Source organism: Lamprobacter modestohalophilus (genome assembly GCF_016583905.1).
In the GTDB taxonomy this organism is placed as follows: domain Bacteria; phylum Pseudomonadota; class Gammaproteobacteria; order Chromatiales; family Chromatiaceae; genus Lamprobacter; species Lamprobacter modestohalophilus.
Genome location: NZ_NRRY01000051.1, coordinates 17,162 through 31,795, shown reverse-complemented (window position 1 = coordinate 31,795; position 14,634 = coordinate 17,162). Strand labels below are relative to the sequence as shown.

Here is a 14,634-nt window from a genome sequence, read left to right as displayed (position 1 = left end):
GACTCCGCGATGCCAGCCGCTCGAAGAGATCCCAACTCGGGTTCATCATCAACACGTCCTTCGCCTGGGCTGCGCTCCTGAGCACGGATGTCGGGGTTTCCACAGCCTGGGCTGAAGCCGCTGGAGGTGAGGCGATGGCAGGTTTCAGCCCCGTGAACGGTTACGCCAGGTTCCTGCTGCCAGGCGAGCCAGGTGTGAATCCTCGCCTTTGGCTGCTTTAGGTCGTCGAACCGGCGTTGACCTGGCGGAATCTGGTCGATGGAACGCTCCACATGCGCGAATAAGGGATCGGCGGGTGGCACGAGAAAGGTCAGAAAGTCCTCGAGAATACCCGGTAGCCGATTGTCTGGCATCAACCAGATACCGACCCGCGGCAATAGCGAATCACTCGGCGCGAGGATGACCGTGCCCTCTGGCGCAGGCAGCGCCGGAATCTCCTTGTAGCCCGCCTGTCGCAGTCGGTTGGTCACTGCCTGCCAGCAGGATTGCAGATCGGTATCGGCGTCGATCAGGATGCCCAACGCGGTGATGTCACTCTCTTTCAACCGGACTCCGATCCCGTCGATCAAGGGAGCCTTGCCGCCATAGCGGTGGATGGTCTCGATGATCCCGAGTCGTCTTTCCCCGCAGATATGTTTGACCACATGTTCGTCATCCTGCCCTTCTACCATCAAGACCCGTTTGCCAGGCATCGTTACCGTACCTCGATCTGATCGCGTGTCACGATCGCCAACTCTTGCTCGGAGAATAGGGTCGCGACGATCTTGCCGTCATGACGGGAAAGGCGGATCAGGGCGCCATCGTCCGGACTGGCTCCGGCGGCTTCCTGGAACGCGCGCACGCAATCCCAGCTGTGGGAGGTGGCAAAGACCTGGACGTTCAAGTCCCGCGCCAGTCGGAAAAGGGTATGCCATACGTCGATCTGCACTGAGTAATGCAGACCGTTCTCGACCTCGTCGATCAGTAGCACCCCGTTTCTTGCGTTGCACAGCGACAGGATGATGCCGAACAGGCGATTGACGCCGTCGCCGAAGGTCTTCAACGGTACCGGCGAAGGATAGCGCGTACTCTTCGCGATGGCCGTGCGCTCACGAGACCAGCCTTTGTCGCCACCGACCATCTGCACGGCCTGTAGGTCTTCGGAGACCAGTTTCAGCGCCTTGATGACCTCCTGCTCAACGTCAGTCAGAGCGATCGCATCCCAAAGGGCTGCCATCTGGTGGGTCGAACGCGAGCTGAACGGATCAAGATAGATGCAAGGGGCGGCATTCACCTCGACCTCGGAGCGCATGAGCGTCCGGCGCTGAAGCCGGTGCAGCGGAACGACGCGCTTGCGACCGGCAATATCGAGATCAAGCGCGGGAAAGGCATCGATGTCGTCGAAAAGATCGCCTGAGGCAGGCGCATATCGGATGATCCGCGCTCCGGTATCTGCTTCTTTGACGAACCAACCCATTTGGGCCTTAAGGGTGGCAATGGACGCAGGCAAGCCCCCCCTGGCCGTGATCGAGAATCCTTGCCGATTCGGCATCAAGTCAGGGAAGCCGGTAAACAGGTTGCAGAATGGCGCAAGATCATTCGGTTGGTAGCCGCGTTCGGATTCGTTGTCGGAACCAAGCTCCTCGCGATAGTCGAGGATATCGAAGATCGTCCGAATGGCTCCGCCCGTGGCAAGTATTCTGATGGCCTCGAGCAGGGTGGACTTACCGCAATTGTTCTTTCCGGTGATCAAATTGACCTTGCCGAGTGAGTCGATCTTCAATTCGCTCAGCACCCGGAACCCGCTTATTTGTAGGTTTTCAATGAATATGGTCATGATGGAATCTTGACTCATTCGGCCTCGGCAGGCCGCCAGCGGAGATGTGTGGCCGGGCGTGCCTTGCACGGCGCTCAGGTAGTGGAGAACCGTAGCATTGGCTCCTCCGCTGCGGCCAGTCTATTGTCTGGATCAGCGACCTTGTTCGCTGAGATTGCTGATTTCAGAGGGTTTCAGATGGCGCGCCTTGTCGCGCGAGCCTTTGCAGGCCCTCGAGATCGATCTGGATCGCGCAGCGCTCGATCGCTTGCCAGAGCGGGGCGGATTCAGGATCGGACTTGCGCCGCTCGCGTGCCCAGTCGGCAATTGCAATGACGGCGCCGAGCGAGATCAGCTTGCGCAGCTCGGCGAGCTGCTCCTCGTCGATATCCGCGGCCAGCGCGCGCGCGACTGAGTCGTCGTCCTGCTCCGCTGGCTTGTGCTCAGGGTCTTCGGCTGTGTGCTCGTCGCCGGTCTCGAAGTCCCAGTCGAGCTCGAGCTGTTGCTCGAGGATCTCGGCTAGGGTTCTCACCGAGAGCGGCTTCAGCGCGACGGCGTCAAAGGTGATCTCGCTCGGTAGGCCCTCCGGTCGCTCCAGCGGCGCCGCCGAGATCAGAATCACCGGCAGCGCCGCATGTGCGGAGGATTCGCGCACCCGGCGCAGAAAACCCCAGCCATCGAGCTGTGGCATGAATTGGTCGATCAGGGCCGCATCGGGTTTTGGGTCAGCAGCTTGCAGCTGCTCGAGCGCGTCCGTGCCATTCACCGCCAGCAGCACCTCGAAGCCCCAGGCCCGAGCGCTTTCCGCCAGGAACTGACGGCTGCTCGGCATGTCATCGGCGATCAGCAACGTGCGTCGCGGTCCCCGATAGCCGCGAATGATGCCGTTCTTGATGCGCGCAGGGCTCGCGTCCTGCATGCTCGCCTTGGGGACTTGTAGCTCGATGCTGAACAGGCTCCCCGGCTGCGGATCGGATTGGCTGCATACCTGAATGCGCCCGCCCATCGCCAGCGCCAATTGCTGGCTGATCGCGAGTCCGAGACCCAGGCCTGGCGCGCGATCATAGCGGTCGAGGCGTTTGAAGGGCTCAAAGATTGCCGCCTGCTGCTCGGTCGGGATACCAATGCCGGTGTCACTGACCGCAAACCGGAGCCGAACGAGGCCGCTCTCGGGCTGCTCGTCCACTGGATCGGCTGCTGGATCAGCTGTCGCATTGGCGACAGGGTCAGCCTCCGCAGTGGCTGGCTCGAGCTGACTGATCCGCAGCTCGATGCGGCCCTGCTGGGTGAACTTGCAGGCATTGCCGAGCAGGTTTCTCAGGATCTGCGTCAAGCGGCGCTCATCGGCGATCACCCAATCGGTCTCGCCGAGCGTGACGCTGGTGTCGAGTCGATTGCCACCGTGCTCGGCCAGCGGCTGGTAGAGCTGCTCGAGATGTCTGGTCAAGGCCGATAGCGACAGCGGTGCCGGCTCCAGCAGGATTGGTTTGGCATCACCGCGGCTGAATTCGAGGATGTCGTCGATCAGATGCAGCAGTTGCTGGCCGCTTTTCTGGATCACCGCAAGCTGCGCCTGCTGCTCAGACGTGGTCGAGCGCGAGAGTAGCTCGGCATAACCGAGCAGATCGTGCAGCGGGGCGCGCAGCTCATGACTCGCCGTCGAGAGGAAATTGGACTTGGCCGCGCTGTCGGCGATGGCGCGCGCGTTGGCCTCGCGCAAGGCATGGGTTTGCTGCTCGACCGCCTCGATGAGCCGGGCGTTCTCCTGCCGCTGCATCGTCATGGTGCGTTGGCGCTCGGCCTCCTCGCGCTCGTGCAATTGTCGCTCGAGGTCAGCGGCCAGGTCACGCCGACTGCGGCTGTCGATCGCGACGACTCCAAGCGCGAACGACACCAGCCCAAACAGGTAGAGCAAGATGAGCGGGTCATTGTTGAAATCCAGGCTCGGCAGTCCGTTGGCGAGCAGGACGCGGATCAGCGCGACGATCCAGTACAGACTGAATAGGAGGAGCAGGCTGCGACCGTATGGCCGATGCCGGATGGCGCGTGCCGACCAGGCTGCAAGTGGCCAGAGGGTGAGCACTGCCAGCGAGGTCAGGGCGCTGGTCCGACGGACCAGATGGTGCTGATCGGTCCAGGGAATGCTCAGCGCAACACCGATGAAGATGGCGATGCAAGTCCCATAGATGACGAGCCAGAGGCGGTGGCGATAGAGTTGCAGAAAGGACAGCGTCATCAACGCGAACGCGGCCATCGCCAGTGCCCCGCTTGCGGTCAGGATGGGCACGACATACGGCCTGATCGTCGGCACCAGGCTGGGCACTAGCGGGACCAGGTAGATGAGCTCGAACAGGGTCGCCGCCATTAGCCAAAAGGCGACCAGCGTGTAGCGCCAGTTGGCCTGTACCAGCAGCACCAGCACGATCGCCAAGACGAAGCCGAGCAGCGCGACCTGTGCATCATGCTGGCGCGAGACTTGCGTTGCCCGCATCCGAGGCTCATGCAGGCTCAGGGCGACCGGGCTGAAGGTCTTGTCTTGGATGCGTAGCAGCAGAAGCAGACGCTGGCCGGGGGCGATGCTGAGCGAAAAGCTTGCCTCATGCGCCGGGATGACGCGTTCTTCGAGCGGAATGCGCTGGCCGCCCTCGGCCTGAACGAGGAGCTCTCCGGTCTCAGCGTCGATGACGAAAAGCTGCACGTCGCGCAGTCGCCAAGGCTCCACCACCAGCCAGCGCTCGATGGGCGCGTCCGACCGGTTCTGCACCGCGCCGAGCATCCACATGATGACCGGGATGAAGTTCGAGCCGCGCGCCTCTGAGGTTGTGCCGGACGTCCAGGCCTCAAGCGGCAACGACAGTACTCGCTGCAGCTCGCTGATGGCTAGTGGCTGATTTGGCTGCTGACCTGGTGTCTCCTTGTGGATCAGCAGTTGCTCTGAGAGCGACGTGGGTGCTGGTGTGTCGGCGAGATCGAGGGTCTCAAGCGTCGCGGCAGTGCTTGAGACGGAGAGGGTTATGGCGGAATCTGCGCTCGCGCTCGTGCTCGCGGTCACCGTTGAGGTTGCGGTTGCCGTCGTGGTCGTGGTCGCTATTGCCACCGAGCACAACAGCAGAATCCAAGACAGCAAAAGCCTGAGCAGCGCTTGTCGATAGGGAGGCGTGGAGATCACCGATGCAGGGTCTTCAGCTGGGGCCACCTCAGACGACCTGCTGCTGAACCACCCTCACCGCCGATGCGCGCGGCACGATCGGCCGATTACGGGCGCTCAGCTCGGCGCGGGTCAGCGCCACGCCGAGCAACAGCAGCAGGGCAGAGAAGTAGACCCAGAACAGGATCACCAGCAGCGAGGCGGCAGCGCCATAGGTCGAGGCAATCGCAGTCTCGGCGAGATAGAGGGCGATGCCATAGCGGCCGAGGGTCAGCAGCAGTGCTGTGACCAAGGCGCCGGGGAGGACATCTCGCCAGGTCAAGAGCACATCGGGGAGCACCTTGAACAACGCCGCGATGAACAGCGCCGTGATCAGTACTGCAGCGAGACTGCGGGCGGCACCTGGGAACCAGTCCAGTAGCAGCGCCTGCAGCGGTCCAGGCAGATCAACGGCACCGACCAAGGTTTGAATCGCAATCGCGACCACAAAGTAGAGCAGCAGCACCAGGGCGACCAACAGGACGACCAGCAGCGCCAGCAGTCGGGTGCGCACCAGCTGCCAGAAGGGCCCAAGGCGATCACGGCTGGGCCTTGGACGCACCTCCCAGAGCAGATTCATCGAGTAGCGCAGTTGACCGAACACCACGGTTGCGCCGATTAGGATCGCGCCGATGCCGACCAGTGTGGGCAGCGGCCCCGTCTCCTCCGGTCGCGACATCAGGATTGCCTGCTCGATGGCGGCGGCGGCCTCGGCGCCCATCGCGCCCTGCAGCTGGGCGACGATCTCGCCCTGCGCTGCGCCTTGGCCGAGCACGACACCGATCACCGTCACCGCGATGATCAAGGTCGGCGCCAGTGAGAAGATCGTGAAGAAGGCCAACGCGCCTGCCTGCATGAAGGGATTGTGCTCGAGCCAGAGATTGACGCCGCTGACTGTGATCCTCAGCAACTGGCGCAGAGGCCCTAAAGCCGTTCGGAGAAACCGATTGTTCGTCATCACAACTGCGCCGGATGCGTGGTAAAGAGGATGGTCAGCGTGACCAGCGCCGCGGCGACCGAGAGGCGCAGCAGCCGGTCCTCGGGTTCGCTGCACAGGCGCATGATGCGTTCAGTCTGCATGGCTTATCGCGAGTGTTCGGGTGAAGTCCGTTCGATCGGGGAAAAGAGAAAGCGAAGCGGCCATGATGCCATGATGCGGAGAGCATCGACCAAAAAGTACCGCCTCGAAGCCCCTGCCGGCTCTGGGAGTGCCTGATTTATGATCGCGACCGCCCGCTGTTGAATCATCTCGCCCGGCAGGGCGGGCGCAGGCCGACGAAGACCGCTGCGCCGGGGCGGGAGAGGTCGTGCAGAGACTGGGTACTCATGGCGCAAGCCTGGTGGCACGACAGGAGGCCGGGAGGATTGCCAAGAGACAGCCTTGTCAATCGGGATGAGCGTTGACAAGATCGCAACATGACAGCGCAGCGCCTCATTCACTTCAAAAAACGAATCGCCGACAATCTGGTCAAGGAGGTCAAGGTGTGGCGCTTGCCGCAACCCCTCGCGGGCAGCGCGCACCCCTACAAATACAGCCTGGCGCTGATCGCCCAGGGGCGCTGTGTGCTGCGCTATGACAATGAACAGGGGAAGGGCGACCACCGGCATGCCGGCGAGCTGGAAATGCCGCTCGCGTGGCGAGGACTGGACGCGCTGCTGGCCGACTTCGACCTTGACATTCAACGCTGGAGACAAACCAATGGAAACACTGACGATTGAAGTGGCGACTGATGCGCAAATCAACGCCCGGATCGTGCAGGCCGTCGAGCGCAACGAACCCCAGCCGCCGGGGTATTTTTTCGGCACCGAGGAGGCGCTGCTCGACACCCTCACCAGCAACCGTTTCGCCATCCTCAAGGCGCTGGCGGGCGCCGGTCCCATTGGGGTACGCGAACTGGCACGCCGGGTCGGGCGCGATGTGCGCGCGGTCCACGCCGATGCGCAGCGGCTGGCGTTGATCGGCCTGATCGACAAGACACCGAACGGCAAGCTGCATTTTCCGTATGACGGGGTGCATCTCGAACTGAACTGGCGCGTGGCGGCTTGACCGTGCGGGGGGCTAGAACACCACCCTTACAGGGTTACAGGGTTACAGGGTTACAGGGTTACAGGGTTACAGAGTGGCGGTGACACCATCATGATGAACACCATGACGTTGGACGGCTATACGGCCGTCATCCGGTACAACACAGAGACCGATGAGTTCCGAGGTGAGATTCAGGGACTCAATGGCGGTGCGGATTTCTAAGGCAAGAATCCCGAGGAGCTGCGCCGCGAGTTCCAGGCGTCTTTGGCCTTTTTCATCGAGATGTGCGAGAAGCACGGCCGTGCCGTGCGCAAACCGGCCAGCGGTAAATTCGTGGTGCGCCTACCGCCCGACCTCCATCAGGCGGCCACCACCGTGGCCCAGGCCGGGGGGATCAGTCTCAATGCGCTGATGGAGCGCGCCGTGCGACATGAGCTGTCAGACGCTGCGGCCTGAGGCGGAAACGTCAGCTGCACATCTTGTTCGTCATCACAACTGCGCCGGATCAGCGGTGAAGGTGATGGTGAGCCAGCGGTCCGGACCGGCGCCACCGATCGCAGCGCCGATCTCATCGCGCAGGGCGTCGATCTCGGTCAGCGTCAGCGCTCGATCCGCTGGCACCAAGACCGAGATCTCGATGAAGCGCGCGCGCCCGGCCTTAGCCAGATAGCTGCGATAGTCGAGAAAACCATGGTGCTGGACGAAGTCGGTCATCAGCGCGCTGAGGTGGGCGTCGAGATCGGCCGGGCTGATCTGCAGGATCTCAGCGAACGACTCGCGCGCCTCACGAAACGGCATCGGCAACAGCAGCAGCGTGATCAGCGCCAGCGCCAGCGGGTCGATGAAGCGGATCAGTCCTTCGGCGGCGGTGCCCTGGATCGCCAGCGCCACGGCGAAGGCGAATAGCAGCGCACAGCCCATCAAGGCCGACAGCAGCCAGGCCTTCACATCAAGGCGCACCAGACCGGAATCGATGCGATTGGCCTGGCCGCGCAGCCACCACCAGATCGCAAACGAGATCAGCGTGACCAGCGCCGCGTAGCTCAGTGCGATGCCGAACTCTGGCTCGTAACCGCCCTTGAGCAGGCTATTCACCGCGCTGAGAAAGGCATAAGCGACCAGCACGATCAGGGTCGAGGCCTTGAGCGCGATGACCAAGGGCTCCAGGTGCCAGAAGCCATACTGAAACCGCCGATCATCGCCTTGGCTGGCGACCAAGCGCGCCACCAGCAGCGTCAGCCAGGTGATCGCCGCATCGATCAGTGCAAACAGGCCGTCGAAGAGGATCGCTGGTGAGCGTGCCCAGAGACCGAGCAGCACCCCGAGCCCGGCGATGACCAGGGTTGCAGCCACTGAGAGCCGGAGTAGCCGTGCCTCCAGCTCGCTGCGTAGGTGCATGACGCGCTCGATCTGCATGGTTACATTGCCTGCGAGAATACCGATTGGCGGCTCAATCTCGGGGCAGTTCGTCACCAGGCCTTGGAGGCTCCGGGCCGATGCGATGCAGCGCGTCGAGGAAACGCGCCTTGTCGGCATGTGCTGCTCGCCTGGTAAAAACCTCCTCGGCTTCCAAGGCGGCGACCTTCTCGGCCAACGCGGTATTGATGAATTGGTTCAGACTGACGCCGTCACGTGCCGCAGCGCGACGTGCGGCCGCGAGGATGCTCTCGGGCGCTTTCAAGGGGTAGTTGCTCTTGCTCATCGCGGTAGAGTCTCGGCTTTAGCTCATCGATTCGCGTCTTGATGAATCCAGCCGGCGCGCAGCTTTCGGGCGATCTCAGCCGGCCGGCAGGTCTCGATACCGAAGCGCAGAGACGCCCCGGCTGCACTCATGACGCCGGCGGCAACGACATCGGTGTCGAGTATCAGCAACATATGGCATAGCATATCCCAGGGAGCGAAGATCGCAACAGGACAAGCTTTGGGGAGACAGGTTGCTGTGGGCTGAAGCGATCAGGCCTCGATCCTGTTTGGCTTGGCCAGCAGAAACAGCCAGGACACCAGAACGAATGAGGCGGTTAGCGTTGGGATGGCGAAAGGCGTGACGGCTGCGACCATCGCACCTTGCACCAGGACCGTGACGATGGTCGCGAGCAGCGCATAGAGGCCGGATCGCAGACTAGGGCGAGCGAAGACGGTGCCAACCGCGATGGCGGTGAGGATCGGGTTGAAGCCGACCAGGCCGCCGGTGATGAGCTGGCTTTCCGCTCCCAGCAGATGAGCGACGATGACCGAGACCAGGGCTGCGGCCAGCGCATAGCCGGCGGCGGCGATGGAGCCAACGGCGAGCCCGATCAGGATCAGCAGCGCGGCGATGCCGTCACCTTTGACGAATACCTGCGAGACGCTGATTAGGATGCCCTGCAGGAAGTCGAGGATGCGCAGCGGATCGGCCGCCTCGGCCGCGATCGGCTGAATCAGACCGCTGGTTGGCAAGGCCCCCGCGGGCACGCTGGAAAACCCGTTCGAGGAGAGCAGTAGGAGCCAGGTGATGAGGATGAAGGGGGCAGTCAGCGCCGAGAGGCCCCAGGTCTGCATCACCCGGGTCGCGGCCAGGGTGGCGATCACCGAGACGGCACCGCCAAGCACGACATAGACCCAGAGCAGCGGCGAGGGATCGAGGAAGGTGGCCAAGGCGATGCCGAGCAGATAGGCGTTGAAGCCATAGAGGCCGGCATGCAGCACCGTGGTTTCGACCCGCAGCCAAAGCGCTGTCAGCGAGGCGATGAGCAGTGCGAGCAGACCGCCGATCGCAATCTCAAGCGCACCGGCCATGAACGAGCCCCAGCCGATGGCGGCGAAGAAGCACAACCCGGAGAGCGGGTTGTCCTGAAACATCACCTGCCCGATGCCACGCAGATTGAAGTCGATGAAGCGCAGCGGGGAGGCCGAGCGGCAGGCCTGTTCCCACCAGTTGGCTTGTTGTGCAGTGTCAGGCTCATTCATCATGACCTCCCGGTGCTTTACGCGATGCCGCTGCTGAGAGTGTACCCACTCAACGCCAGAAGAAGGGCGGCGAGAGCGGGGTGCCGGTGGCCTCTTCGCGCACGATTGCCCAGCACTCGCGCAGCTTGGCCTTGACCTGCTCGGTCTCGCGCGCCAGAACCTTAATAATGAGCCCAGCGTCGTTGGGTAGCCGGCAAGCGCCAAAGGCCAGCCCGCCGACCTGATCGACCGCGGCACCGATGCGCGCATCGACGCGATCGGCGACCGCCGGCGGGGTCAGCAGCATCAGGTTGCCGAAGACGTCGAAGCCGTCCATCACGCCGGTCTGCCGCAGCACCTGACGCTCGGGCTCGATCACCAGCTTCTCGCTGAACAGCAGCCGGCCGTCGGGACGGGTTGCCGTCGTCGCCAATGACAGCAGCGTCGCGCCAAAGCACTCGTCCGGATGATGGTGCTTGCGGCCGGGCTGCAGGATCTCGGCGTAGAGCAGGGTCGCATTGTCGGCGAGCTGGATGCGGGTATCGCTGATGAAGCGCGCCCGTCGATGTGGGATCAGTGGCTCCGGCAAGAACTCGAGATAGGCGTCCTCAGCGAGAGCGATCTGCTGCGTCTGGGCGGCATAGTTGGCGTCCATCGAATGGATCTTGGTCGCCGACTGGGTGGTGACATGAGTGCAAGATCGCGAAAATCCCGAAACCGATCGCTGCTGCCCCCCGTCGTTGCGAGGTAGGAGCCCGCTTGCGGGCGATGTTCGCAGCCAGGCCCCCCGGCGAGGTCGCCCGCAAGCGGGCTCCTACAGCGCTGCGAGCAAGGCGACGGTGAGAACGGTCTCGGCTTGTCTGAAGTGATGCACTAGCCATGACCATGATCGTGGCCATGACGCTGGTTATGGGAATGAGCATGATTGGCAACCTGGTCATGACTCGGGCTGCCGTCGTGACTGTGATGGCTGGCGCTGGTGCTATGGCCATGCACAGCCCCCTCGGCCGCACCAAACAGTCGTCGCGACTCATGCGGCGCCAGATAGGGCACGATCTCGGAGCCGGGCACGAAGCTGTACTGAATCCCCTCGAAGCCATGCGTCTTCATCACCGAGTTCATGACCTTGCGGTCGACGGTCAACGGCACCTAGACGCAGGTGCCTTTGACCAGCGCGGGCCAATGTTGGTTACCGAGCGCGTGACCAAGCTCGACGCAGGTGCGCAGCGCAAGCAGCTCAGCGGAGACTGGCGTGCTTTGATCCGCAGCGTTCACGCCATGAATCGCATCATCTGCGTTTATCGTCTCAGCGCAACGGCTTCCGGGTGATTGAGCTTGAGCCCCTTATCGCGGCGCTTTTGCGCGACGTCGGCCATCATGTAGACGAGCAATTTGTCGAATTCTCTCGGCGTGAGATGCATCACTTCTCCTCATTCAGTGAGAGCGGCATTGGCTGTGAAAAGGTTAGACGCCGGTTGGCATGGCGACAAGCGCTTTGGGCGGCTGAAAATGAGCATTGAAGAACAAGAAGTAAGCTTTCATGAAACTCAGCACATCGAATGCGGTTCTTAGCCGGAAGGCAGAAAGCGAAAATCATGATTCATCCTGCTTGAGGTCAAAGCGAAATCATAAGTCATTGTTTTATAGAGCCATAAGGCTGGAAAATCAGAATGGTTAGGGCCGGCGTCGAGCAGATTTCCCCGGCTAGACTTTAACGATCGCTTTGCAAAGACCGACCGATACCACTACTATCCCCGCGTTGATGAGGACCAAGCCATTTACGGTTTGTTGTCGTCGGGCGCACACTGTCTCGTGTTCAGTGCGCACCGTTCATGTGTCTGAGCCCGCCCATCGCATTGAGTGACGGCCAAAGATGTGATTTGCTGCCGCGCAGCTTGACGCTGTTGTTTGGTGTGTCTGTTATCGTCAATCCCTTAGAGCCAATCTCTTAGAGCCTTTTCGACACGAGCTATTTGATGGGAACCGACCACGCCTTACCTTCGGGGACCGGTGCGTCTGTCGCGCCTTCGGATCGGATCGTCTTGCTGATCGTGGCGGGCTATGCCTTGGCCTTCGTGCTGTTCGGGCTGCTGATCGATACCCCGAGCGACGTCCTGCACGGGCTGGGCTCGATCCTCATCTCACGCGATACGCTCCTGACCGATTACATGGGCGTTGGTGGCATCGGTGCGGCCTTGGTCAGCACCGGTCTGTTGACGCTGGCGGCTTGCCTGGTCTATGCGCTGAATCGCGTGCGCATGACGGGCACCGCCATCGCAGCGCTGTTTCTGGTGCTCGGCTTCGGGCTGTTCGGTAAAAACCTGCTCAATGTCTGGTTCATCATCGCGGGCGTTGCACTGCACGCGCGCTGGCGCGGCCAGCCGTTCTCGACCCACATCAATACCGCCTTCTTTGGCATTGCGTTGTCGCCGATCGTCAGCGAGATCCTCTTCAGCACCACGCTGCCGCTCAGCATCAGCCTGCCGTTGGCCGTCGTCACCGGGCTGCTGATCGGCTTCATCCTGCCGGCGGCTGCGGCGCAGCTGTTTCGCGCCCACGACGGCTTCGCGCTCTACAACATGGGCTTTACCGCAGGCCTGGTCGGCACTCTAGTGGTGGCGATCTATGCCTCCTACGGCTTCGTCGCCGATCCGGTGTTCATCTGGACCACCGGCAATAATCTGCTGCTGGGCTCGTTCGTCGGCGTGCTGCTGCTGTCGATGGTGCTGCTCGGCGTGGTCATCGATCGGCGCGCCTTCTCCAGATTCTGGCTGCTGATGCGTGCCTCGGGTCAGGCGCCGAGCGACTTCCTGGCCAGCGCAGGTCTGGGCGCGACCCTGATCAACATGGGGTTGAGTGGTGCCGTTGGGCTGGTCTATCTCCTCGCCATCGGTGGCGATCTGAACGGGCCGACGATTGGCGCACTGTTCTCGATCGTCGGCTTTGCCGCCTTCGGTAAGCATCCGCGCAATATCATTCCGATCATCGCCGGCGTGTTCCTCGGGTCACTGGCCAAGCCTTGGGGCGTGGCGGACCCATCGGTCCAGCTCGCGGCACTGTTTGGCACCAACCTGGCGCCGATCGCCGGTTATTTCGGTTGGCAATGGGGGATCATTGCCGGCTTCATCCATTCCTCGGCCGCGCTCAGTGTGGGGGTCGTGCATGGGGGACTGAATCTCTACAACAATGGCTTTGCGGCGGGCATCGTGGCCTCGATTCTGGTGCCGGTGATTCTGGCGATTCGTGCTCGAGGGGGGCTGACTGGTCGGAAGCCGGCAAGCGGTGCTGTCAAGCTGGGGGCATCTGAGCCGAGTGTCAGGGAGCCGACGAAGAAGATTTCGGAGTCGGTTGTGGATGCGCAAACTGGCGCCGGGCTGACTGATGGCGATGGTGCTGGTGCTGGCTCGCGTCCCGGCATGGTGAGTACTAGCGGTGCTGACGACCATGTCGCTCATAAACAGGCTGCGCAAGCGGTGGCGCTGGGGCGCGGACGCTGGCTTGGTGCCGTGCTGCTGCGGGCGCTGTTTTTCCTGGTCATCTGGCTGTTGCTGTCGGCGCCGGATCTGGGTGCGCTGCGGACGCTGTTGGGGAGCAGTGCAGGCTTACTGGCTACGGGCTTCGGCGCTGAGATCGGGGCAGGGGCGGGGATCGCAGCCGACGTTGTGATCGGCGCAGGGGCAGGGATCGCGGCCGGCGTTGGGATCGGCGATGGCATCAACGCCCAGCTCGCCGCTGATCTGGCCATCGCACTCATCGCTACCGCGATGGCGACCTGGATCAGCCTCTGGGTCCTACCGCCGGGGCCGCGCCCATGGCGTCTCAGCGCGCTCATGGCGTTGATGGGGCGCTTCCTGGTGCAGTCCGTGCTGGGTGGCATCGATGTCGCTCGGCGTGCCTTCGATCCGCGTCTGCCGCTGCGACCCGGCTATATCGTCTTTGCGAGCAGTCTCCGCCGACCGCATCAGCGGGCGATTCTGCAGACCTTCGCCAGTGCGACGCCAGGAGCCATTGCGGCCGGGACCGATGCCGAAGGCCGTCTCGTCTTCCATTGTCTCGATACCCGCGGGCCGATCGCAGAGGGGCTAGCGCAGGATGAGCAGCTTCTGTTGCGCCTGTATCGCGAGGAAGAGCCGAAATGAGCCTGCCAGCGTTTCTGATGGGTGCGGCCCTGTTCATCCTTGTGATCATCGTCGTGGCGCTGGCGCGGTTGCTGTTGAGCCATCGCGCGGCCGACTGGGTGATGGCCGAGCAGTTGCTGGGTACGGCTGGCATTGCTGTCTTGCTGCTGTTCGGTGTTGCCACCGGACGACCCGGTGTGATCGACCTGGCCCTCATGCTCACGCTGCTCGCGACCTTTGTCACCGTCGCCTTTGCCGAGCCGCTGCGACGGCGATTCGCCGAGCGCCGGCAAGCAAAAGAGTCGGAGCAACGCCCATGACCGACCTGGCGAACCTGTTCACGCTGATCGTCGTCTCGCTCGGCCTGCTGTTCTTTGTCGCCGGCGTGGTCGGGCTGCTGCGGTTCCCTGATCCGCTATCGCGCCTGCATGCGCTGACCAAGGCCGATGCGCTGGGGCTGGGGCTCGTCGTGATTGGGCTGCTGCCGCAGGTGTCTTGGCCGTTCACGGCGCTCAAGCTGCTTGCGATCTGGGTGCTGATGGTGATTGGCGGCAGCATCGCCGGCCAATTGATCGTGGCCACC

The 14,634-nt window shown here is 62.7% G+C and carries 17 protein-coding genes and 2 pseudogenes; 6 read left to right on the top strand and 13 right to left on the bottom strand.

Translation table 11 applies throughout. From position 1 onward, the window contains the following. The 5 genes from CKO42_RS21135 to CKO42_RS28030 form a co-directional block, all read right to left on the bottom strand. Positions 1-692 (bottom strand): DUF3226 domain-containing protein (locus CKO42_RS21135; RefSeq protein ID WP_200248448.1); only part of this gene is annotated, 692 nt, incomplete at its 3' end. A gap of 2 nt (positions 693-694) precedes the next feature. Then, positions 695-1,885, bottom strand: a complete 1,191-nt coding sequence (locus CKO42_RS21130; protein ID WP_200248442.1) for an AAA family ATPase — start codon at positions 1,883-1,885, stop codon at positions 695-697. Between the two features lie 94 nt (positions 1,886-1,979). After that, a complete protein-coding gene (locus CKO42_RS21125) occupies positions 1,980-4,991 on the bottom strand; it encodes an ATP-binding protein (RefSeq protein WP_200248437.1) in 3,012 nt (1,003 codons plus the stop codon). Between the two features lies 1 nt (position 4,992). Then, positions 4,993-5,940 (bottom strand): YihY/virulence factor BrkB family protein, encoded by a 948-nt coding sequence (locus CKO42_RS21120; protein ID WP_200248433.1) that lies wholly within the window; start codon positions 5,938-5,940, stop codon positions 4,993-4,995. After that, positions 5,940-6,062, bottom strand: a complete 123-nt coding sequence (locus CKO42_RS28030; RefSeq protein WP_274608947.1) for a hypothetical protein — start codon at positions 6,060-6,062, stop codon at positions 5,940-5,942. Before CKO42_RS28030 ends, CKO42_RS21120 begins: the two co-directional genes overlap by 1 nt. Positions 6,063-6,398: 336 nt before the next feature. Here CKO42_RS28030 and CKO42_RS21115 point away from each other — a divergent pair, with 336 nt between their 5' ends. The 3 genes from CKO42_RS21115 to CKO42_RS21105 all read left to right on the top strand — a co-directional run bounded on the left by CKO42_RS21115 (position 6,399) and on the right by CKO42_RS21105 (position 7,464). Continuing rightward, positions 6,399-6,701: a toxin-antitoxin system TumE family protein gene (locus CKO42_RS21115; protein WP_200248430.1), complete on the top strand. Its 303-nt coding sequence runs from the start codon at positions 6,399-6,401 to the stop codon at positions 6,699-6,701. Next, the gene (locus tag CKO42_RS21110) at positions 6,682-7,029 is read left to right on the top strand and encodes an HVO_A0114 family putative DNA-binding protein (protein ID WP_200248428.1); all 348 of its coding nucleotides are present in this window, start codon (positions 6,682-6,684) and stop codon (positions 7,027-7,029) included. Before CKO42_RS21115 ends, CKO42_RS21110 begins: the two co-directional genes overlap by 20 nt. A gap of 243 nt (positions 7,030-7,272) precedes the next feature. Then, the gene (locus tag CKO42_RS21105) at positions 7,273-7,464 is read left to right on the top strand and encodes a toxin-antitoxin system HicB family antitoxin (protein ID WP_200248425.1); all 192 of its coding nucleotides are present in this window, start codon (positions 7,273-7,275) and stop codon (positions 7,462-7,464) included. A gap of 33 nt (positions 7,465-7,497) precedes the next feature. Here the strand turns inward: CKO42_RS21105 and CKO42_RS21100 are convergent, their stop codons facing one another. The 8 genes and pseudogenes from CKO42_RS21100 to CKO42_RS21070 form a co-directional block, all read right to left on the bottom strand. Further along, positions 7,498-8,424, bottom strand: coding sequence for a cation diffusion facilitator family transporter (locus CKO42_RS21100; RefSeq protein ID WP_200248422.1), 927 nt, complete (start codon positions 8,422-8,424; stop codon positions 7,498-7,500). A gap of 34 nt (positions 8,425-8,458) precedes the next feature. Beyond that, positions 8,459-8,710 carry a hypothetical protein gene (locus CKO42_RS21095; protein ID WP_200248419.1) on the bottom strand — a complete coding sequence of 84 codons (252 nt, stop codon included), beginning with the start codon at positions 8,708-8,710 and terminating at the stop codon, positions 8,459-8,461. Between the two features lie 23 nt (positions 8,711-8,733). Continuing rightward, a complete protein-coding gene (locus CKO42_RS21090; RefSeq protein ID WP_200248416.1) occupies positions 8,734-8,883 on the bottom strand; it encodes a hypothetical protein in 150 nt (49 codons plus the stop codon). A gap of 78 nt (positions 8,884-8,961) precedes the next feature. Next, on the bottom strand, positions 8,962-9,954 hold the full coding sequence (locus CKO42_RS21085) for an urea transporter (protein WP_200248414.1): 993 nt from the start codon (positions 9,952-9,954) through the stop codon (positions 8,962-8,964). 49 nt (positions 9,955-10,003) lie between these two features. Beyond that, positions 10,004-10,711: an urease accessory protein UreD gene (locus tag CKO42_RS21080; RefSeq protein ID WP_200248461.1), complete on the bottom strand. Its 708-nt coding sequence runs from the start codon at positions 10,709-10,711 to the stop codon at positions 10,004-10,006. 95 nt (positions 10,712-10,806) lie between these two features. Next, positions 10,807-11,082, bottom strand: a complete 276-nt coding sequence (locus CKO42_RS21075; protein ID WP_200248412.1) for an urease accessory protein UreE — start codon at positions 11,080-11,082, stop codon at positions 10,807-10,809. Beyond that, positions 11,083-11,208, bottom strand: a complete 126-nt coding sequence (locus CKO42_RS28025) for a hypothetical protein (RefSeq protein ID WP_274608946.1) — start codon at positions 11,206-11,208, stop codon at positions 11,083-11,085. A 35-nt stretch (positions 11,209-11,243) separates the two neighbouring features. Further along, positions 11,244-11,354, bottom strand: a pseudogene (locus tag CKO42_RS21070) (urease subunit gamma); the annotation flags it as partial. A gap of 555 nt (positions 11,355-11,909) precedes the next feature. On the opposite strand from CKO42_RS21070, the gene CKO42_RS21065 reads away from it, so the two are divergent. From CKO42_RS21065 to CKO42_RS27540, 3 genes and pseudogenes are all read left to right on the top strand, one after another. Further along, a complete protein-coding gene (locus CKO42_RS21065; RefSeq protein ID WP_200248407.1) occupies positions 11,910-14,072 on the top strand; it encodes a DUF1576 domain-containing protein in 2,163 nt (720 codons plus the stop codon). Then, a complete protein-coding gene (locus tag CKO42_RS21060; RefSeq protein WP_200248405.1) occupies positions 14,069-14,371 on the top strand; it encodes a monovalent cation/H+ antiporter complex subunit F in 303 nt (100 codons plus the stop codon). The genes CKO42_RS21065 and CKO42_RS21060 overlap by 4 nt, the downstream gene beginning before the upstream one ends. Further along, positions 14,368-14,625: pseudogene (locus CKO42_RS27540) on the top strand (cation:proton antiporter); the annotation flags it as partial. The gene CKO42_RS21060 and the pseudogene CKO42_RS27540, both read left to right, overlap by 4 nt. Positions 14,626-14,634: the final 9 nt, after the last annotated feature.

Excerpts from the sequence above, each read along its gene's own strand:
- CKO42_RS21100 (WP_200248422.1), bottom strand. The coding sequence starts at position 8,424 with ATGCAGATCGAGCGCGTCATGCACCTACGCAGCGAGCTGGAGGCACGG.
- CKO42_RS21065 (WP_200248407.1), top strand. The coding sequence starts at position 11,910 with ATGGGAACCGACCACGCCTTACCTTCGGGGACCGGTGCGTCTGTCGCG.
- CKO42_RS21085 (WP_200248414.1), bottom strand. The coding sequence starts at position 9,954 with ATGAATGAGCCTGACACTGCACAACAAGCCAACTGGTGGGAACAGGCC.
- CKO42_RS21095 (WP_200248419.1), bottom strand. The coding sequence starts at position 8,710 with ATGAGCAAGAGCAACTACCCCTTGAAAGCGCCCGAGAGCATCCTCGCG.
- CKO42_RS21115 (WP_200248430.1), top strand. The coding sequence starts at position 6,399 with ATGACAGCGCAGCGCCTCATTCACTTCAAAAAACGAATCGCCGACAAT.
- CKO42_RS21090 (WP_200248416.1), bottom strand. The coding sequence starts at position 8,883 with ATGTTGCTGATACTCGACACCGATGTCGTTGCCGCCGGCGTCATGAGT.
- CKO42_RS28030 (WP_274608947.1), bottom strand. The coding sequence starts at position 6,062 with ATGCAGACTGAACGCATCATGCGCCTGTGCAGCGAACCCGAGGACCGG.
- CKO42_RS21110 (WP_200248428.1), top strand. The coding sequence starts at position 6,682 with ATGGAAACACTGACGATTGAAGTGGCGACTGATGCGCAAATCAACGCC.
- CKO42_RS21120 (WP_200248433.1), bottom strand. The coding sequence starts at position 5,940 with ATGACGAACAATCGGTTTCTCCGAACGGCTTTAGGGCCTCTGCGCCAG.
- CKO42_RS21060 (WP_200248405.1), top strand. The coding sequence starts at position 14,069 with ATGAGCCTGCCAGCGTTTCTGATGGGTGCGGCCCTGTTCATCCTTGTG.